Here is a 20,356-nt window from a genome sequence, read left to right on the forward strand (position 1 = left end):
CTGAGTGCTCATTTGAAAAGAACACCAAAAGCTAAAAATCAGATCATAAACTTAACCACACAAAGTGCGTAAGAGCCCCAAATGTTGGACAGGTTTTTGACTAAATAAGGCTTGATGGTGTAGGTGACAATAGTTGTACTTTTCCGTTTCCTCTTCCCCTTTCGTACCACTCCGCAGGTGTCTGATAACCTAACGATTGGTGTTTGCGTTCTTGGTTGTAGAACCGAAAATATGTATTCAGCCCCTGATACAATCTACGACCATCCTGATAAGAGGTTAAGTAAAGATGTTCGTATTTGATGGTTCGCCAAAATCGCTCAATGAAAATATTGTCCAAAGCACGGCCTTTTGAGTCCATGCTAATAGCAACTTCGCTGCTAATCAGTGGATTAAGGAAGTTGTTACTGGTAAATTGGCTGTCCTGATCCGTGTTGAATATTTCGGGCTTACCCCATTTGTTTAACGATTCTTCCAGAGCATCCACACAAAAGTCGGCTAGCAGGGTGTTACTTAACCGCCAACTCAAAATGAATCGACTGAACCAGTCAATAATGGCACATAGATACAAAAAACCATTCGCCATCGGTACATATGTAATGTCAGTGGACCACACCTGATTGGACCGCTCAATCGCCACCCCTCGTAGCAGGTAAGGGTAGATGGTGTGGCCGGGCTGGGCTTTGGAGAGGTTGGGTTTGGGGCCAACGGCCTCCAGACCCATTAGCCGCATCAGCCGACGCACGCGCTTGACATTGATCGGTTGCTCTGGACTGGTCAGTTCCTGACACATCCGCTCTACACCCAACTCGGGCCGAGCCGTAAACAAGCGGTCAATCTGCTCCATCAAGGCCAGGTTCTGAGCTGATTCGCCTAAAGGCTGATAGTAATACGTCGAGCGGGCTAACCCTAGCAGAGCGCACTGTTGGTTAACCGACAGGCGGGTATGGGTAGGGTCGATCAGCGACCGCAGATCGGTTTTTAGCTCGTCCGTAATTTTTTTTTTGAGGAAGTTGTTTTCGACCTTCAACTGACCAATTTGTTGAAATAAAGGCGCTTCGATTTGTTCTCGTTGCTCGACCGATAGGGTTGGCTTGCTGGGTGTTATCTCGAACAGAGAGGGCATCCCGTCGAGAGCCTGCCGTTTCCAGTCGGTGATCATTTGGGCGTGGATGCCAAACTCGCTGCTGAGTTGGGCAAGTGTCTTGTGTCCTTTGAAAGCTTCGAGGACGACTTTGGTCTTGAAATGGGCATCGTGGATGCGCCGGACGGGATTGGCCATTGTTGGACATTTTGTAGGTATGAAGTTAACTGTTTCAAGTTATCCTACCTGTCCAGGTTTTGGAGAGTATTATACTAATCTATGGTTTTCATAAAATAAGCAATGGTTTTAGTATAAGTTTCACCTTGTAAAGTGCCGAGCTTTGTGTTTAGTACCCTCCCCAAGAGGATTTAGTTTGTCTAAACGTACAAATACCGATTAATCCCATTAAACGGCAATATGATGGAAGAGTCAAACGAGTCGACGATTAGTCGGCGGGAAATGATTGTTGGAACGACCGCTGCGATTGCCGCTATTACCCTGGCGAATGTCACGGGTACGCAGGCCGCTCCCCATTCCGTTCCCCTGTCGCTGGCGAAGGTGTCGTTTACGGTGAACGGTAAATCTCACAACCTGGAAATGGACACCCGCACAACCCTGATCGACGCCCTGCGGGAACACCTCAACCTGACAGGCACCAAAAAAGGCTGCGATCACGGACAATGTGGCGCGTGTACAGTACTGGTTAATAACCAGCGGATCAATTCCTGCCTGTCACTGGCCTTGCAGCATCAGGGCGATACCATCACCACCATTGAGGGGCTGGGTACACCCGACAAGCTCCACCCCATGCAGGAAGCCTTCATCAAGCACGATGGCTACCAGTGCGGCTATTGCACACCAGGGCAGATTTGCTCGGCGGTGGCCGTTCTGGGCGAGATTAAGGCTGGTATTCCCAGTCACGTGAGTGCCAGTCTGTTGGATACACCACAGGTCACCAACATAGAACTGCGCGAACGGATGAGTGGCAACATCTGCCGCTGCGGGGCTTACTCCAATATTGCCGAAGCGATGAATGAGGTGGCCGAAAGGCAAGCGTAAATCACCGGCTCATTCCCAATCCTCATTTATCCGTAGCCGACACTCAATCAACAAAGGCTTATGAAAACATTCACCTACGAACGTGTGCAGACGCCCGTTGAAGCCGCGGCAGCTGCGGCTCGAACACCCGGGGCTAAATTCCTGGCGGGAGGCACCAATCTGCTCGATCTGATGAAACTGGAAATCGAAGCGCCCACGCATATCATCGATATTGGCAAAATTGGCCTCAACAAGATCGAATCAACTCCGGCTGGCGGTCTGCGCATCGGGGCGCTGGTGAGTAATACGGATTTAGCGGCTCACCCCATCGTCCGTCGGGATTATGGGCTGCTGGCCAGAGCCCTGCTGGCGGGCGCATCAGGGCAGTTACGCAACAAGGCCACCATGGCCGGTAATCTGTTACAACGAACCCGCTGCCCCTATTTTTACGATACTAACCAGCTTTGCAATAAGCGCGTGCCCGGCAGCGGCTGCGCGGCCATCGCTGGCTTTAGTAGGCAGTTGGGCATCATTGGTACCAGTACTTCGTGCATTGCCACCTATCCGGGTGATATGGCTGTGGCGATGCGTGCCCTCGATGCGTGCGTCGAAACGGTAAAGGCTAATGATGCCAAACGCACCCTTTCGCTGGACCAGCTTTATCGCCTGCCGGGCCAGACTCCGCACCTGGAGACGACACTGGAGAAAAACGAACTGATTACCAGTGTCGTCCTGCCCCCACCTGTGGGTGGGGTGCATATCTACCATAAGGTACGTGACCGTAGCTCCTACGCCTTTGCGCTGGTTTCGGTGGGGGCAATTCTCCAGAAAGATGGTACGGGCCGGGTGGCTGTTGGGGGGATAGCCCCCCGACCCTGGCGGATTGAGTCGGCCGAAGCACTACTGCCATCCGGGGTGAAGGCGTTTACCACCCAACTGCTGAAAGGAGCCCGACCCACGAAGGAAAACGAATATAAGCTAGCCCTGGTCGAACGTACCCTGGCGGCCGTTTTAGACGAAGCCAACCACTGACATGAAATTTGAAACGCCTGCCAAAACCAATCCAATCGACCAGCTCAAGGTCATTGGCAAACCAACCGACCGCATCGAAGGCCCCCTGAAAACAACGGGAACGGCTACATACGCCTACGAATACAAGGAGGCCGTGTCCAATCCCGCGTATGGGTACGTGGTGGGTGCGGCCATCGCCAAAGGACGCATCAAGGCCATCGATCAGTCAAAGGCTAAAGCCGCGCCCGGTGTACTGGCGATCGTGACAGCGGCAAGCGCCGGGCCGCTCAAGCCGGGTCAATTTTACGTTGACCGGCTGCTGGCCGGGCCGGAGATTGACCATTATCACCAGGCGGTCGCCGTGGTGGTGGCCGAGACCTTCGAGCAGGCCCGAGCGGCAGCTTCGCTCCTAAAAGTAAGCTATATTAAAACCAAAGGCGCTTTCGACCTAGCAGCAGCCAAAGATTCGGCATTCGCTCCGAAGCCGGGTCGGTTTAGTCCACCCGCGCAAACGAACGTCGGAGATTTCGAGGGGGCGTTCGCATCGGCCCCCCTCAAACTGGACGAAACCTACACCACCCCCGACCAGACCCACGCCATGATGGAGCCTCACGCGACCATCGCCAAATGGGACGGGGATAAACTGACGTGCTGGGCCTCCATTCAACAGATCAACTGGGGCGTTCGGGACATAGCGACGGTGCTGGGTATCCCGAAAGAAAATATCCGGCTTATATCGGCCTTTATCGGTGGCGGCTTCGGCGGTAAAGGAACTGTCCTGTCCGACATCATTGCGGCTTCATTAGCGGCCCGTGCTGCGGGTCGACCGGTGAAAGTAACCCTGCCCCGGCCGTTGATTGCCAATAATACGACCCACCGTCCCGCCACGATCCAACGCATCCGCATTGGGGCCACCCCCGACGGAACCATTACGGCCATTGGACACGAAAGCTGGTCGGGTAATTTGCCCGGCGGAGGAGTCGATTCCGCCACGGCCTCGACCCGACTGCTATATGCGGGTGCCAATCGGTTTACGCAGTTGCGGCTGGCGGTGCTCGATCTGGCCGAGGGGAATGCCATGCGGGCACCGGGGGAAGCGACGGGCATGATGGCGCTGGAAATCGCCATGGATGAGATGGCTGAAAAACTGAAGATGGACCCAGTGTCCTTCCGCATCAAAAACGACACGCAGGAGGACCCCGAAAAACCAGGCCGCAAATTTTCGTCCCGTAAACTGGTCGAGTGCCTGAAAACCGGGTCGGATCAATTTGGCTGGAACAAGCGACAGGCCAAGCCCGGCACTGTTCGGGAGGGTCAATGGCTCATCGGGATGGGCGTGGCGTCGGCCATCCGGGGGGCACCCGTCATGAAATCGGCAGCTCGAGTACGGCTGAGCAGGGAAGGCATCGTGACGGTCGAAACCGACATGACCGATATCGGAACTGGTAGTTACACCATTATTGGGCAAACAGCGGCCGAGATGATGGGGGTTACGTTGGATAAAGTGGTGGTCAAACTGGGCGATTCGACATTTCCCGAATCACCCGGCTCCGGTGGACAGTGGGGCGCGGCCTCCGCTACGTCGGGCGTCTATGCCGCCTGCATCAAGCTGCGCGAAGCCGTAACAAAATCATTGGGTATCAGTGCCGAAGGGGTGGAGTTTGTGGGTGGACAGGTTCGAGCGGGCAACCGTAGCTATCCGCTGGGCGACGCAGCCAAAGCCTCGGACCTGGTTGTTACGGATGAAATGACCTATGGAACCCTTTCCAGGGAGTACGCGCAGGATACCTTCGGCGCTCATTTTGTAGAAGTGGGCGTAAACCGCTATACCGGGGAGATCCGCGTCCGGCGCATGCTGGCCGTTTGCAATGCCGGGCGTATTCTGAATCCAAAAGCGGCCCGTAGTCAGGTCATCGGGGCCATGACGATGGGCGTGGGCGCTGCCCTGATGGAAGAACTGGTGGTGGATAAGCAGGTTGGCTTCTTTGTCAACCATGATCTGGCGGGTTATGAAGTGCCTGTGCACGCCGACATTCCGCATCAGGAGGTTATTTTGCTCGACGATGTTGACCCCACCATGTCGCCCATGAAGGCTAAAGGGATTGGTGAGTTGGGGCTGGTAGGTGTGGCCGCAGCCGTTGCCAATGCCGTTTATAATGCCACGGGCATCCGGGTTCGCGAGTACCCCATCACCCTCGATAAGCTGATCGATAAGCTTAGCATCAATGGGTAATCTAAGGGTTCCTATAGTCTACTACCCCCAAGGCTTGGCTCGACTATTCGCAGCCTAAGCCCCTTAAGGGGCTTAGGGGTAATTACCGAAACAAAACAACTGTCGGTTTTCCGATCACTACGTAAGAAACCAGAAGCAAAGAAATTCAAGAGAGATATTTTTTTATAAACACAAACCTAAACGCCTAAACCACTAACCCGATGAACAGTCTGCACCGACGCGATTTTTTGACCCGTATAACCCTGGCTACGGCCGCCCTGGCCACCCCTCGATATGGGTTCTCAAGCGTTGGTAAGGCCGATGACTTCGTCGAGGTAGCAACTACTCATGGGCGCCTTAGGGGGGCACGAGCGGAAGGTGTAACGATCTTCAAGGGTATCCCCTACGGGGGGCGAGTTTCCGGCGACCGGCGCTTTCGACGGCCCGCTCCGCTCGAACCCTGGAAGGGCGTGCGGGACGCGCTTCAGTTCGGGGCTCCGGCCATTCAACCACCCCGGCACAACGAACCGGCTCCGGCGGAAGACTGCCTGTTCCTGAACGTGTGGACACCGGCCAGCGATAATCGCAAACGCCCGGTGATGTTCTACAGCCACGGCGGTGGCTTTGTGGGCGGTTCCGGGGCAGCGGCTGGGCAGGATGGCTCGAACCTGGCCCGTAACTTCGACGTAGTCGTGGTGGAAACCAATCACCGGCTGGGACTCTTAGGCTTTCTGTATCTGGACGAACTGGCTGGTTCAGACTATGCTGGATCAGGCAATATGGGCATGCTGGATATTACGTTGGGGCTTAAATGGGTACATGACAATATTGCGCAGTTTGGGGGCGATCCGGCCAACGTAATGATCTGGGGCGAATCGGGCGGGGGAGCTAAAACCTCCTGTCTGTACGCAATGCCCGATGCGGCTCCCTACTTCAACAAAGCCTCGATTGAAAGCGGACCGGGGGTTCGCATGACACCCAAAGAAGTAGCCGCTGAAACAACGGCCATGCTGCTCAAAGAATTGAACATCGCTCCCAAAGACTGGAGAAAACTCCTGGACGTGCCCGCGGCTGATCTGCTGGCGATGCAGAATAAGCTGCCGTTTGTGCCGCCGTTTCAGGAGAAGAATCGCAATCAGGGCATGATTCGTCGCAACTACGGGGGCTTTGGGCCGGTGGTCGATGGCGTGGTGCTGCCTCATCATCCGTTCGATCCGACGGCACCGGCTATCTCCCGCAACAAACCCCTGCTGGTCGGTTGGAACGAGGATGAGTACACCTTCTTTACGTGGGAACGTAAAGACACCGAGTTTGCCAAACTGGACTTCGATAGTTTACCCAAAAAACTGGAAGCGCAATACGGAACCGAAGCCGGTAAAATTGTTGAGACGTACCGGAAAGCAAACCCGAATGCGTCGGCCGCGGATATTTTTGTCGCCATCTCGTCGATCACCATGATGGGGCTGGGCTCGGTAGACATTGCCGAGAAAAAAGTCAAGCAGGGCGGGGCACCTGTCTATCTGTATAATTTCGGCTACAAGTCCGAAAAGAAAATTCCGGGAACGGATTATCCAATGGGTACACCCCACGCGATGGACATTTCGTTTAAATTCAACAATGAGCTGCCCCCCCGCGATGGTTCGGCTCCCAAAGAGAGTTTCTTCGGCGGTAACCGGCCCGAACGATTTACGGCTTCCCGTCACTTCGCCGAACTCTGGACTACTTTTGCCCGGACGGGTAAACCAGCCGCCAAAGACGTTCCTGCGTGGCCAGCCTACAACCTAAAAACTCGCCCCACCATGCGTATCGATGCCACCTGCGAGATTATTGACAACCGATTTAGTCAGGAGCTGGCTATGTGGCGATCACTTGGGAAACTATAGTCGAATATACATATCTATGAGGAATACGTTTCTGGGAGGGTGGCTTTTGACCACCGCATTTTTTCTAACCGGGCGGCTTTATGCCCAATCCATTAGTGCCGATATTGGGTAGTTTTGTTGATCGGTACTGCTTATTCTTCACATTGCAGAGTCAATCCTCGTACGCTGGCGATATGGGTGAACGCCGGAATTCGTTGGGCGTTATCCCCACATATTTTTTAAAGAACTGGCTGAAATTAGGCTGATCCGCAAAGCCAATAATCTGGCTGATCTGCTGCAAACTCCAATCGGTCTGAATCAGCAGCGCTTTACTTTCTTCGATCAGGCGATTTTTGATGAGCGTACTGATGGGCTGACCGATATGCTTTTTTATTAACCCGTTCAGATAACTAGGGTTCAGGTTCAGTTTCTGCGCATACTCCTGAGCCGTCCGTATCCGGATGGGATTGTCCAGGTTGGCCAGATTCGTTTCCTTCTCCAGCAATTCGAAGAAATTATAAACATGCCGGTATTCATGAGAAATCGAACCGGTTGACGTATAATTTGTTCCTTTCAGGCTTTCAATCAGAACCAGTTGAACATAAGCCTGCAAGGCTTCCTCGGCCAACTCCCCACCTGAGGCCGCTTCAGCCTTCATCTGGGTGAGTAACTGGTGAATCATTTGGGTAGATTCTTCGGAAAGACGTAGTATCTTTTTCTCGGTAAAAAACCGGTATCGGTCAATGACCAGCTTTAGGGAAGGATGCTGATCCAGATACCGTTTTTTGAACATGCAGAAGATACCACCGCCTACGGTTTCGGGGGCATTACGCCAGCACACAATCTCGTTGGGATGCAGGAATAAAATGGTTCGTTCATCAATTAGGTAGTTGTCCTTCCCTACGGTTTGGCAACCCGTGCCGCTGGTCATGAGCATGATTTTATAAAAATCCCGACGGTTCGGTGACAGGTAGTTATCACAACCGCTTTTCTCCCGATCAACGATCTTGATATTCCAGTCCTCGTAGTAAAGACGGCTTACTGGGGTGGTGCCGGGGGGTAGCTCAGATGGATTATCATAGACCATCGTGATAGGCTGGGTGTCACGTCGCATTTTCATAATTGCAAGTTATGATTTTCAGATTAGATTAATCACATTTAATCTGCATTATTGATTATAATTAATTGATATATATTGATTATCAGTAGTTAACGGAAAATTATAAAATTAATTACAAAATTGTTGCTCAATTTATTTTCTTGTAAGTAATGCGGTATTCATAAAAAAGGCTGTGATTTTACTATAAAATCTTTATTGAATTTCAGGTTATTTTGCCAAGGTAATACTACATGTTTGCTTGCATTTGTTCACACGCTTTACTGCTTAAGGTCGCTATACCTGCGGTAAATGGGGTCACGTTGATGAGTTGATGGTACGAGCAAACCATTTACTCTATACATCATTTCTCTCAGCCTGAAACAGTATTGAACCGTTTAGAAATACGGGTCCTTGAGCCAGGAGTTAGCCGTTTGTTAACGCAAGTTCGTCGGAAACACTAGTAACCATGAAAGAGATTCAACGCATACTCCATATCTACGACCAAACCGACTTGTCCCGGCGAAAGCTGGCGCTGGCAACCGTTGTGTACGTAGAAGGCTCGGCGTATCGTCGACCCGGTGCCAGGATGCTTATCAGCGACGATGGCCGTTGGGAAGGGGCCATCAGTGGGGGTTGTCTGGAAGGGGATGCCCTGCGAAAAGCTCGTCAGGTCATGCTGGATGGTAAACCGATGGTGGTTCGCTACGACACGATGGATGATGATGCGAACAGCTTAGGCGTTGGACTGGGTTGCAATGGCATAATTGATGTGTTCATCGAACCAATTGATCCCACAGATGCGACCAACCCCATTGCCCTGTTACGAGACTTTGTCCAACGGCGGGATCAACGCGTGATCGCTACAGTTTACCGAGCTGACCCGGCTACAAGGCTATCGGCAGGAAACCGGTTTGTCAGCACGGGTAATCCGGCGGAAGACATACCAGGCTGGCTTCAACTGGACATAGAAGTAGTCAGGAACCTAGGCAAACCCTTGACGATCACGTATCCGCTGGAAGATGGTTTGGTGGACGTATTCATCGAGCGGATTGATCCAGGGATCGAACTAATCATTTTTGGGGCTGGCTATGATACAATCCCACTAACCAGGTTAGCCACCGAAATCGGCTGGCAGGTGACCGTAACGGAGGATTGTATTGCGCACCTGTCGCCTAAGCGGTTTCCGCAGGCCACTTGTATGCTCTATGCAGATGCACAGTCGGTGACCCAGAAAATTTCGATTACGGACCGAACAGCAGCCGTGCTAATGTCCCATAATTACAAATATGACCACGCTGTGCTAACCCACTTGTTGGCCACCAACGTACCCTATGTAGGTGTTTTAGGCCCCCGCAAACGGTATGAAAAAATGCAAATCGAGTGGATAAAAACGGGTAACCATTTTTTACAGCAGGACTTGGATCGGGTTCATTCGCCGATCGGCTTAGACCTTGGGGCCGAAACCCCGGATGAAATTGCTTTATCAATTCTGGCTGAAATTAAAGCTTTTTTCAGCCAGCGAACAGGTGGTTTTCTGAAAGAGAAAGTAGGTCCTATTCATGAACGAGACTCATCGGTATCGTTAGGGACTTTTGTTTAACCTGCTGAACTTCCGGTAACACGGGCGCACCTACGCGAACAAACATGATCATGTTCTGTGCATAAGAAAACAAGAATACGAGACTACGTGCTTAAAAAGACTATTCATGCGTTTTACTAAATCGTTATGGGCGTCCACTATGTCATAAGCTGGTATTGTAAAGATACAAATATCTTATTGGGGGAAGTAGCGGCCGCCCCGGTCCCCTACCCTGACCTTCAATGGGTGTTTGCCCTTTCTACCAATGAAGTACCGCTCTATGATTCCCATTTGATCAGTCAACAACAAGCGCAGGTACTGTCAACGTGGTTACCCATCCAATTTGATTTTGCACAGCACATCTATCAATTGGATTGCTTTCCGATGGCGAACATCTCATCAGAGCGGCTAGTCCCGCCTGTGTATACGGACTAGGATACTGCCATCGGCTCATTTTTGGAAACGACTCTTTTTACCTTGGCCAGATCAGCGTTCTATCAAATTCGAATAACTAAGAAAGCGAAAACGCCGAGTAGCCATTTTTTGCCAGAAATGATTGGCTTAATCCTTTTCGATACGACTATGGTTCATTTTACTACACATTAACGCTCAACGAAGAATGAAAAATCACGTTCTAATGATCATTGCCAGCGTTTGGTTTGGGATTACTTCCTGCTCTCCCAACGTGGCCGATAACTCAAATTCCTCGACCGAATCTACCGACTCTTCAGCGGTTGAAACCAACCCGGCAAATTCAACGTATCGCCCGGCCTTTTCGGGCCAAACCAGAATCAGGGGAGTTCATACCACTACACCCTTCGTGAGTAACGTATTAACCGAATCACTTCAAAGTCCCTGGGGAATTACCAGCCTCCCTGATGGTCGTCTACTTATCACCGAGAAAGCGGGCACCATGCGCATCGCTACCCCGGCCGGTCAACTTAGTGGACCCATCGCGGGAATTCCAGCCGTTAATTCAGCGGGTCAGGGCGGATTATTAGGCGTCCGGGTTGATCCCGCTTTTGGAACAAATCGAATGATTTACTGGGTATTTTCTGAAGCACGGCCTGATGGGAATGTAACGGCAGTAGCCAAGGGAACCTTATCAGCCGATGAAACAAGAATTGAAGGCGCAACTATCCTTTACCGAGCCTTACCCGTCTATCGCGGAACAGCGCATTATGGAGGTCGACTGGTGATTGATCCGGCAGGTAACTTACTGGTGAGTACAGGAGAGCGTTCGGATCTGGTTACCCGGCCGCAGGCACAGTCGATTAACTCAGGTCTGGGTAAAATCATTCGAATTACTAAAGACGGAACGGCTTCCAGTGGTAATCCATTGGTGACTACAGCCGGGGCACTCCCGGAGGTTTATTCACTTGGCCTTCGTAACCCACAAGGCTTAGCGTTTCATCCCGTAACGGGTGAATTATGGGAAAGTGAGCACGGTCCAAGAGGGGGCGATGAGATCAATCGCATTCAGCCTGGCGCAAATTATGGCTGGCCGATCATAACCTATGGGATCGAATACAGCGGAACCCGGGTGGGCGAGGGCATTCAGCAACGGGAAGGCCTTGAGCAACCCGTTTATTACTGGGATCCAGTCATCTCCCCGAGTGGGATGACGTTCTATAGCAGCAATCGAATCCCGGAGTGGCAAAACAACCTGTTCATTGGGTCACTGAGCGGAATGCACATTGCACGCCTAGTGATCGCAAACAACCGGGTGATTGGTGAAGAACGATTGCTGGCGGGTGAGGGGCATCGTTTCCGGGATGTCACCCAGGGTACGGATGGAGCTTTGTATGCCATTACGGACGGAGGCAGACTATATCGGATTGATCGGCGATAAGGGCATTTGACTGTACTCTGATTACTTTAATTTACTGACACTTCCTACCTAACGAAAATGTATGAATAGCCATTTCTTAACTAAAAGCAGACCCTACGTCTGGTATCCCGCGAGCGCCAAACCGCCCCAGTTAAGTCTGGAAGAGGAAATGAGTTATCAACTCATTCTAAATATTGCTTTAGTGGGCGTAGTCGCTGGTTTTTATGACCATAAGCATAACCAGTTTTGCAAAAATTGCGAACGTTATTTTGGCTTGACAAATAAACTGTCTGGCCAATACAATAGCATAAACGCCATAAATAAAAACCTGGCATGGACTTATGAACCAGTCAACGAGGTTTTGGCCTGGATGCTTGTACCTCTCCCCGTCTTATCGAGCCTGTATCAAGCCTACCCTGAAGCTGGATTGAATTAACTAATCAATTGATCCCTAAACTAATTAATCCATGGCACTAGTCCTACAGGCATCTGCCCATGCGACCAGGTATCCCGAATAACTGCTTTATTTCCCGTGCATAGTTCCTTGTCTGGAAGTCAGTTTACCGGTTTGATGTCTAGAGCTTATTCTGGACGGCATTTCACAAACTATTGGGATGGGTTGTGCAGCTTAGAGTAGCCTTGGTCTGGTGCAATCGTATTTTCATAATTATATTGGCACTTTCAACCTATATGTTTTATTCATTAGCCATTCCTGATCCATCTGTAAACCATTAGTAAATAAGCTTTAATACCCGCAATAACCTTTTAATGCGAACAATCCGTACAAGTGTCTAACCAGCCACTAGGTGCGATATTCATAAAAAAGGCTGTGGTTTTACTATAAAGTAGCCAATGTCTTCCAGGTAACTTTGTATACTGAAAGGTAATCCTTTTAGGTCAACTACGGAACGGTCAACGTTGTCAATAAAATCAGTATGAAAGCAAACAACGGGTCACGACTTACCTTACTTCTATTTTTTATTGTTGGAATCATGGCGTGCAAAATGGATGACGATGGGGCTCCTTCGGCTGCTGTGCCTGAAAACAGTGGCAACACTCAACCAGATACAGCGAGTACTAAACCGATCGGCAATAAGCTTCGAATCCGGGTTGGCTCTACTACGTTCACTGCAACCCTGCTGGACAATCCGACTGTCACGGCCTTTAAAACCAGGCTACCCATGACTGTTTCGATGAGTGAGTTAAACGGGAACGAAAAACTCTACAATTTCCCCAACAGCTTGCCTACCAACTCATCAAATCCCCGAACGATTAATTCGGGTGATCTAATGCTGTATGGATCCTCCACCTTGGTGCTCTTTTACAAGTCATTTCCGACAAGTTATAGTTACACCAAACTGGGACAGATCGATAACCCAGCCGGACTTGAAGCTGCCCTGGGAGCGGGTAGTGTGACGGTAAGTTACGACCTGCAATAGCCTACACGTTTCCGGCTCCCTTTGGGTGTCCGGAGCAGAAACCAGTAATTTCCTGACCTTAAGACTTTAACTATATGGATGAGACCAAAAACATAGAGGGCGAGCCGAATAACGTAGCATCATCCAGGCGGATTTTTCTAAAGCAGTCCTCTGCGCTGGCAGCGCTGGTCATGACGCCACCAGCCGCCGTGGCCGCGGTCGACAACGGATTAGATGAAAAAGTTGCCACTTCGTTTGAGCAGATGCCTCTACGGCTGACCATCAATGGGAAAGCCCAGCAACTTAGTATCGAACCCCGCGTTACGCTCCTCGATCTGCTGCGCGAGCAACTCCACCTGACCGGTACCAAAAAAGGCTGTGATCACGGCCAATGTGGAGCCTGCACGGTTCATGTCGACGGTACGCGGGTAAACGCATGCCTGACCCTGGCCATGACCACCGAAGGCTGTTCCGTAACAACGATTGAGGGGCTGGCGAAAGACAGTTCGCTACACCCCATGCAGGAGGCCTTCATCAAACACGACGGTTTTCAGTGCGGATACTGCACCCCCGGCCAGATCATGTCGGCGGTGGCGTGCATTCGCGAAGGGCATGCGAACACGCCGGAAGAAGTCCGCGAATATATGAGCGGCAATATCTGCCGTTGCGGAGCCTACGCAAACATTGTCGATGCGATTATGGACGTAAAAAAGGGAGGTGCCAGGGTATGAATCCATTTCAGTTTACGCGGGTTACGACCCCCAAAGCCGCCATTTCAGCGATCACCAAAGAAAGTGGCATCTACTTTCTGGCGGGTGGCACCAACCTCATCGACCTGATGAAGCGTGAAGTCATCATCCCCGAACGGCTGGTCGACATCAACAAGCTTCCCCTGGCCACGATTGAAAAAACGGACACTGATCTGCGGATCGGTGCCATGGCCAAAAACTCGACCGTAGCCGATAACGAGCTGGTGAAGAAGCATTTCCCGCTCCTATCGCAGGCGCTAAATGCAGGCGCTTCCGCCCAGCTTCGCAATATGGCAACGGTCGGCGGTAACATGATGCAACGCACCCGCTGTGCGTACTTCTACGATACATCGATGCCCTGCAACAAACGTAGCCCGGTTCAGGCGGGCCCCGACAAAGGACAGGCCAACGGGCCAGCCGGTTGCGGAGCCATTGGTGGAATCAATCGGATGCACGCCATTTTTGGCGCTTCCAGCAAATGTATTGCCGTTCACCCCAGCGATATGTGTATTGCACTCGCGGCACTGGATGCGACGGTGAATGTGTCAGGACCCAAGGGCGACCGAAAAATTCCGTTCAGCGAGTTCCACCGCTTGCCAGGTGATATGCCGCAAAAAGATAATACCCTGCTACCCGGCGAACTGATTATGTCGGTGGATCTGCCAACGAACCGGTTCATGGACAACTCTCATTACCTGAAAGTGCGGGATCGGACGTCGTATGCCTTCGCACTCGTATCGGTAGCCGTCGGACTGGACATGAAAGGTAAGACTATCCAGGACGTTCGGCTGGCGATGGGCGGGGTGGCGCATAAACCCTGGCGACTGACGGCGGCTGAGGAGTTTCTTAAAGGGAAGCCCGCCACGGAAGCCAACTTCAAACAGGCCGCTGCGCTGGCCATGCAGGGAGCCAAAGGTTACGGCGAGAATGATTTCAAGCTGACGCTGGCCCCTAACTCGATCGTTGACGCCCTGAAAACCGCTACTAAAACCGCCTGATCATGACCAGAGATACAAAAAATCCGCCGATAGACCGAATCGATGGGCGGATGAAAGTGACCGGCGGGGCTAAGTACTTCGCTGATTTTGAGTTGCCGAATACGGCCTATTGCGTCATCGTCGGCAGCGAAATCGCTAAAGGAACCATCGCTGGCCTGGATACCAAAAAAGCACAGGCTGCACCGGGCGTGCTGGGCGTATTTACCCACCAGAATATGCCGCCTATTCCGGGCTGGGATGCCCCGGTTGGCGGGCAGGCCGATGGGCCGCCCCCCAGACCAAAGACCGAAGAAACCTACCGCATTCTGAGTAGCCCCAAAATCCTATTCGATGGCCAGCCCATCGCGATGGTAGTGGCGGATACCTACGAACGGGCCACCTACGCGGCATCGCTCGTCAAAGCGACCTATACCAAACAAACGTCCCGCACCGACCTGCAAAAGCACGTGTCGGAAGCTGTTGTACCCGGTGGCCGCGACGGAGGTAATTACTTGCGGGGAACCGCCGACGGCTACAAAACGGCCCCGGTTACGCTGGAAGCCAATTATACGATTCCCGTAGAAGTGCACAATCCCATGGAACTGCACGGTATTCTGGCCCACTGGACCAGTGCGGATACGTTGAACATATACGCCAAAACGCAGGGTGTGAACGCCACGCAGCAGGCCATGGCCCAAGCCTTTAAACTGGACCCGACCAATATTCATGTGCACACAGAGTTCATGGGGGGCGGTTTTGGGATGGGACTACGGACCTGGCCGCAGGAAACGGCGGTGGTAGCCATTGCCCGAAAAGTGGGACGACCCCTGAAACTGGTGATGAACCGGAGCCAGATGTTCACCCTAGTGGGTCACCGGCCGACCACGGTCCAAACAATTAACATGGGTGCTGATCAGGACGGAAAACTGATCGGCATTGCGCACGCAGCCACCGCCGAAACGGCCAGTTACGAAGACTTCACCGAAGCGACCGTCAACATGACCAAGTTCATGTACGAGTGTCCGAATGTGAGCACCCGCTACCGGATCGTGCGGCTCGACCGCAGCGTGCCCATCTGGATGCGCGGCCCCGGTGAGGCCACAGGAGCCTTTGCGCTGGAATCGGCAATGGATGAAATGGCCCACAAGCTGAACCTCGACCCCATCGAGTTTCGTCTGCGCAACTATACCGAAACCGACCCCGAGCATAACCGGCCCTATTCGAGTAAAAACCTGAAAGAAGCGTATCAACGGGGAGCTGAGGCCATTGGCTGGAGCAAACGTAAGAACGAGCCAGCGAGTCAGCGCGAAGGTGACTGGCTGATTGGCTATGGCATGAGCACCGGTACGTTCAACGCGTTTCGGTGGGAGGCTTCGGCCAGGGCACTGCTCAACGCCGACGGCTCACTGACGGTGCAAAGCGCCGTGACCGACATTGGTCCAGGTACCGGAACCGCCCTGACCATGATTGCCCACAATGTGCTGGGCGTGCCGCTCAACCGGATCAAGGTGGCCTACGGTGATACGTCCCTGCCGAAAGCACCCATGCAGGGCGGTTCGGCCATTGTATCGGCGGTGGGGTCGGCGGTGTACGATGTATGTACGAAGATCAAACAACAGTTAATTGAGTTGGCGATTAAAGAAGGTAGTCCACTGGCGGGTCGGCAGGCGGATGAATTGACGCTGGCCGATGGCGTGCTGTCTGTCGAAAAAGAACCTGGTAAAAAAGTATCCCTGAGCGACCTGATGCGGACGGCCAACTTGACGGTGATCGACAAAACAGCAGACTCAAAAGGCGGTCCGGAACTGGGAAAGTATTCGATGTATTCATTTTCAGTGCATTTTGTGCAGGTGCGGGTTAATCCGACAACGGGCGTAGTACGGGTAACAAAAGCCGTCAGCGTGGCCGATTCGGGCCGGATTGTCTCACCCAAAACGGCGGCCAGTCAGATGATTGGTGGCGTGGCGGGTGGCATTGGTATGGCTCTGACCGAAGAAGCGATCATTGACCATCGCTTCGGTCGGTTTGTGAATAACAACCTGGCCGATTATCACGTAGCGGTTCACGCCGACGTACCGGCCATTGAGACGATCATGATTGACAAGCCTGACCCGATCATCAATCCGATGGGTGCCAAAGGCATGGGTGAAATTGCCCTGATCGGCTTTGCCGCATCCGTGGCCAACGCCGTTTTCAACGCCACTGGTCAGCGCGTTCGTGATTTGCCCATTACCCCAGATAAAGTCATGCAAAAACTGACTTAGATCTTCAGGCAACCCATAAACGGCATTAATTGAACCGATTTTTGAGCGTAAGTCATCGTCACGTTTATGGCTGCGCTTTCTTCGAACGCGGCTAATTTAGCCCCTTACACACAGTTGGTGTTCGCTTTACCTACCCTCACTGACGGGCAAAAGACTACTTAGAAAGACAAGATGGAAATTAGTAAAAATGGATCGCAACCCTCCCTTGTTGGGCCAGAGGCTTGGTTTACAGGCGCAGTTCGCATAGACCCGTTGTTCGCTAAAAAAGAGTCCACAAAGGGGGCTGGCGCCTTGGTAACCTTCGAGCCGGGTGCACGAACGGCCTGGCACACGCATCCAGCAGGTCAAACCTTAGTGGTCATTTCTGGTATGGGATGGGTACAGCGCGAAGGGGGTTCTATAGAGGAGATTCACCCTGGTGATGTCGTGTGGTTCGAGCCTAACGAAAAACACTGGCATGGCGCATCCCCTACTACAGCAATGAGCCACATTGCCCTACAGGAAGAACAAAACGGTGAAGTCGTGACCTGGATGGAAAAGGTAAGTGAGCAGGACTATGCAAAGTAAATAGTGACAAATTAGTGCTGCAACGAATTGAAATCAGCGACGTGTAGCTTGGCAAAAGTCTTGGCCTGATAAAATATAGCCCCGAAAGCGATAAACCAGCCGTTCACCAAAATACTGTCGATAGAATGTTTGAGACCGGCAATTTGTCGCGAGAATCAGCCACCGAAGGAGCACCCATAAAACGGCTGGGTAAGCCATCTGAAATTGCCGAGGCTGTATTATGGCTCTTCAGCCCGGCGTCAAGCTACGTCATTGGACAACCCATCTCCGTTGATGGGGGGCTCAGTATTATCTAATCGGTGGGCGCACTAACGTTCATTGTGGTCACGACGCCTAGCCATCCACGTACTAATGCACCTACGGCTAACCACATTTCGGGTTACAGTGTTGACCAGGGGAAGCGGATCGCTTAGGTGGGTACTATATTAATTGACAGACAGCATGAGTAATTCAGAAAATAACCAGGTAGTGAGGAGTCCAGACTTTTTTGAGCGGCTCAAAGCAGGGGAACGTTGGCGAAAGGGCGACCCGGACTATGGCCAGTTCGCCGACGTAGTGGCCCGTACTATCCGGCTTTGCGTGACGATGAACGCCACGGCTACCGATGTCAGCCAGGTCCGTAACCAGTTAAGCGAAATTATCGGCTGCGAGATAGACGAATCGACAGCCATTTTCCCCCCTTTTTATACCAACTTTGGCCGCTTTATTCAGCTGGGTAAAAACGTCTTTATTAACCATGCCTGCTCGTTTCTGGACATCGGCGGCATACGTATCGAAGACGACGTGCAGATTGGGCCAAGAGTCAATCTCACGTCCGAAAATCATCCGCTAGACCCAACAGATCGTCAGACACTCATTCCCAGGCCGGTTGTCATCAAACGCAATGCCTGGATTGGCGCGGGGGCTACCATCTTACCCGGTATAACGGTGGGTGAGAATGCGGTGGTGGCCGCTGGGGCTGTTGTCAGTCGGGACGTACCACCCAATACGGTTGTTGCTGGGGTTCCGGCGAAGGTCGTGAAGACACTCTAATTGGAGCGACAAAAAGACGAACGAAAAAATTATGAAACACTCATTCGATGACAAGACAATCGGCTTTACCAGTCGTCCGGTAGCCAGTCCGCTGCTTGCCGGTAGAGCCCTCCCGCTCCTACTGATACTAGTCGCTTTTTTTGCATCTGCTGTCACAGCCCAGGGCCAGATTACCCAGACCGTGACAGGTCCGCAGGCTGCGACGAGAGGCCCTGCTGACACGTTCACAGGAACGGTTTGGGTCAAGAGCCTAGTTTCCAATGACTCGATCTTTACGACTATTTCCGGCAGTGTTGCTTTCGAGAAGGGTGCCCGTTCGCACTGGCATTCTCACCCGGCCGGGCAGATCCTTATTGTTACGGACGGGGTCGGTTACCACCAGATCAAAGGGGAGCCAAAGCAACTGATTCGAAAAGGCGACGTAGTGAAATGTCCGCCGAATGTGGTTCATTGGCACGGAGCCAGCCCCGGCAGTAAAATGACCCACCTGTATATCATTCCGAACACCGAAAAAGGTATCGTCAAGTGGCTACAGGCCGTTACGGATGCGGAATACGGTCAAAAATAAGTAGCGTTTTATACGACTCCTTTTCGGTAGATGGGCTAAGAACGATCGACGCCACTAATGCCCCTGTCATTCGTGATATTTCAAACGTATTTAATACGCTGCTGATTTGGGAGAGATTTTGCAACGCTGTACAATATTACTCAGGTAACCCAGGAATTGGTAAGCTGTTGCTGAAACAATTCACCTGGAACGAGTACGTCTCGCAGGACTACCATTTATGGGGAACATACCTGATCAAACTGGCGCAAATACCTGAAGGGATTTTCTGCTAGTCAACTGATTACCCTATAGGTATGTACTGTTATGAAGCCATTTCAATGTTTAGAATCATGACGATTATGCATCTTCAATCAATCATCTTACTTATAGTATTCCTGATCAAACCGTGTCCGATAAATGCACAAGTCAACTTTACTGAACCTTTAGATGCCAAACAGAAATGTATCGTACTGATTTCGTCGCTAACCACCACGGGCGATATGCCAAAACTCCAACAGGCGCTGAACGCCGGGCTTGACGCAGGGCTGACAATCAATGAAATTAAGGAAGAGCTCGTGCAACTCTACGCGTACTGTGGCTTTCCCCGTAGTCTAAATGGCATTAATGCGTTGATGGCCGTTGTTGATCAGCGGAAAGTTACGGGTAAAAACGACCCTGTTGGTAGAGACGCTTCGTCGATTGACCAGAAGGTCGACAAATACACGGTTGGCCAGAAAACACTGGAAGTGCTGATGGGTAAACCAGATATGACGGCCCAGAGCGGTGCCAACGCTTTTGCGCCTGTCATCGATACCTTTCTGAAAGAACACCTGTTTGCCGACATATTCAGTCGCGATGTGTTAACGTATCCTCAGCGGGAGCTGGTAACCATTTCCTGTCTTGCCAGCATGGTCGGTGTTGAGTCCCAGTTGCAGTTCCATATGGGAGCAGGCCTTCAGGTAGGCCTTAGCGAAGCACAATTGAAAGCGATGATTTCGCTAGTTGAGACCAGCGTCGGTAAACAACAAGCGGATACCGCTCAGCGAGTCCTGGCCAATGTATTGGCGGTTATAAAGCCCACCAAATAAC

19 protein-coding genes are annotated in these 20,356 nt (G+C 51.8%); 17 read left to right on the forward strand and 2 right to left on the reverse strand.

Annotated features, from left to right (window positions below):
- Positions 1 to 100 precede the first annotated feature (100 nt).
- Positions 101 to 1,279 carry an IS3 family transposase gene (locus ACYVD4_RS31345; protein ID WP_460952331.1) on the reverse strand — a complete coding sequence of 393 codons (1,179 nt, stop codon included), beginning with the start codon at positions 1,277 to 1,279 and terminating at the stop codon, positions 101 to 103.
- Between the two features lie 222 nt (positions 1,280 to 1,501).
- On the opposite strand from ACYVD4_RS31345, the gene paoA reads away from it, so the two are divergent.
- The 4 genes from paoA to ACYVD4_RS31365 all read left to right on the forward strand — a co-directional run bounded on the left by paoA (position 1,502) and on the right by ACYVD4_RS31365 (position 7,225).
- A complete protein-coding gene (paoA, locus tag ACYVD4_RS31350; RefSeq protein WP_460952375.1) occupies positions 1,502 to 2,140 on the forward strand; it encodes an aldehyde dehydrogenase iron-sulfur subunit PaoA in 639 nt (212 codons plus the stop codon).
- Positions 2,141 to 2,200: 60 nt separating this feature from the next.
- On the forward strand, positions 2,201 to 3,151 hold the full coding sequence (locus ACYVD4_RS31355; protein ID WP_460952333.1) for an FAD binding domain-containing protein: 951 nt from the start codon (positions 2,201 to 2,203) through the stop codon (positions 3,149 to 3,151).
- 1 nt (position 3,152) lies between these two features.
- Positions 3,153 to 5,363 carry an aldehyde oxidoreductase molybdenum-binding subunit PaoC gene (paoC, locus tag ACYVD4_RS31360; RefSeq protein WP_460952334.1) on the forward strand — a complete coding sequence of 737 codons (2,211 nt, stop codon included), beginning with the start codon at positions 3,153 to 3,155 and terminating at the stop codon, positions 5,361 to 5,363.
- A 200-nt stretch (positions 5,364 to 5,563) separates the two neighbouring features.
- Positions 5,564 to 7,225 (forward strand): carboxylesterase/lipase family protein, encoded by a 1,662-nt coding sequence (locus ACYVD4_RS31365; RefSeq protein WP_460952336.1) that lies wholly within the window; start codon positions 5,564 to 5,566, stop codon positions 7,223 to 7,225.
- A 151-nt stretch (positions 7,226 to 7,376) separates the two neighbouring features.
- Here ACYVD4_RS31365 and ACYVD4_RS31370 read toward each other — a convergent pair whose 3' ends face one another.
- Positions 7,377 to 8,324, reverse strand: coding sequence for a helix-turn-helix domain-containing protein (locus ACYVD4_RS31370; protein ID WP_460952338.1), 948 nt, complete (start codon positions 8,322 to 8,324; stop codon positions 7,377 to 7,379).
- 445 nt (positions 8,325 to 8,769) lie between these two features.
- Between ACYVD4_RS31370 and ACYVD4_RS31375 the strand changes: the two genes are divergently transcribed.
- The 13 genes from ACYVD4_RS31375 (at position 8,770) to ACYVD4_RS31435 (ending at position 20,355) form a co-directional block, all read left to right on the forward strand.
- Positions 8,770 to 9,903: an XdhC family protein gene (locus ACYVD4_RS31375; RefSeq protein WP_460952340.1), complete on the forward strand. Its 1,134-nt coding sequence runs from the start codon at positions 8,770 to 8,772 to the stop codon at positions 9,901 to 9,903.
- Positions 9,904 to 10,029: 126 nt separating this feature from the next.
- Positions 10,030 to 10,317: a DUF7683 domain-containing protein gene (locus tag ACYVD4_RS31380; protein ID WP_460952342.1), complete on the forward strand. Its 288-nt coding sequence runs from the start codon at positions 10,030 to 10,032 to the stop codon at positions 10,315 to 10,317.
- Between the two features lie 184 nt (positions 10,318 to 10,501).
- Complete coding sequence (locus ACYVD4_RS31385; RefSeq protein WP_460952343.1) at positions 10,502 to 11,734, forward strand: PQQ-dependent sugar dehydrogenase; 1,233 nt, start codon at positions 10,502 to 10,504, stop codon at positions 11,732 to 11,734.
- A gap of 61 nt (positions 11,735 to 11,795) precedes the next feature.
- On the forward strand, positions 11,796 to 12,149 hold the full coding sequence (locus ACYVD4_RS31390; protein ID WP_460952345.1) for a hypothetical protein: 354 nt from the start codon (positions 11,796 to 11,798) through the stop codon (positions 12,147 to 12,149).
- 499 nt (positions 12,150 to 12,648) lie between these two features.
- Positions 12,649 to 13,152, forward strand: coding sequence for a cyclophilin-like fold protein (locus tag ACYVD4_RS31395; protein WP_460952346.1), 504 nt, complete (start codon positions 12,649 to 12,651; stop codon positions 13,150 to 13,152).
- 74 nt (positions 13,153 to 13,226) lie between these two features.
- Positions 13,227 to 13,862 carry a (2Fe-2S)-binding protein gene (locus ACYVD4_RS31400; protein WP_460952348.1) on the forward strand — a complete coding sequence of 212 codons (636 nt, stop codon included), beginning with the start codon at positions 13,227 to 13,229 and terminating at the stop codon, positions 13,860 to 13,862.
- Positions 13,859 to 14,878, forward strand: coding sequence for an FAD binding domain-containing protein (locus ACYVD4_RS31405; RefSeq protein ID WP_460952349.1), 1,020 nt, complete (start codon positions 13,859 to 13,861; stop codon positions 14,876 to 14,878). Before ACYVD4_RS31400 ends, ACYVD4_RS31405 begins: the two co-directional genes overlap by 4 nt.
- A 2-nt stretch (positions 14,879 to 14,880) precedes the next feature.
- On the forward strand, positions 14,881 to 17,121 hold the full coding sequence (locus ACYVD4_RS31410) for a xanthine dehydrogenase family protein molybdopterin-binding subunit (protein WP_460952350.1): 2,241 nt from the start codon (positions 14,881 to 14,883) through the stop codon (positions 17,119 to 17,121).
- A gap of 171 nt (positions 17,122 to 17,292) precedes the next feature.
- Positions 17,293 to 17,688 (forward strand): (R)-mandelonitrile lyase, encoded by a 396-nt coding sequence (locus tag ACYVD4_RS31415; RefSeq protein WP_460952351.1) that lies wholly within the window; start codon positions 17,293 to 17,295, stop codon positions 17,686 to 17,688.
- A 125-nt stretch (positions 17,689 to 17,813) separates the two neighbouring features.
- Positions 17,814 to 17,984 carry an SDR family oxidoreductase gene (locus tag ACYVD4_RS31420; RefSeq protein ID WP_460952352.1) on the forward strand — a complete coding sequence of 57 codons (171 nt, stop codon included), beginning with the start codon at positions 17,814 to 17,816 and terminating at the stop codon, positions 17,982 to 17,984.
- 145 nt (positions 17,985 to 18,129) lie between these two features.
- Positions 18,130 to 18,720: a DapH/DapD/GlmU-related protein gene (locus ACYVD4_RS31425; RefSeq protein ID WP_460952353.1), complete on the forward strand. Its 591-nt coding sequence runs from the start codon at positions 18,130 to 18,132 to the stop codon at positions 18,718 to 18,720.
- A 181-nt stretch (positions 18,721 to 18,901) separates the two neighbouring features.
- Positions 18,902 to 19,288: a (R)-mandelonitrile lyase gene (locus tag ACYVD4_RS31430; RefSeq protein WP_460952355.1), complete on the forward strand. Its 387-nt coding sequence runs from the start codon at positions 18,902 to 18,904 to the stop codon at positions 19,286 to 19,288.
- Positions 19,289 to 19,626: 338 nt separating this feature from the next.
- Positions 19,627 to 20,355: a carboxymuconolactone decarboxylase family protein gene (locus ACYVD4_RS31435; protein ID WP_460952357.1), complete on the forward strand. Its 729-nt coding sequence runs from the start codon at positions 19,627 to 19,629 to the stop codon at positions 20,353 to 20,355.
- Position 20,356 lies beyond the last annotated feature (1 nt).

It is taken from the genome of Spirosoma daeguense, from assembly GCF_054776875.1.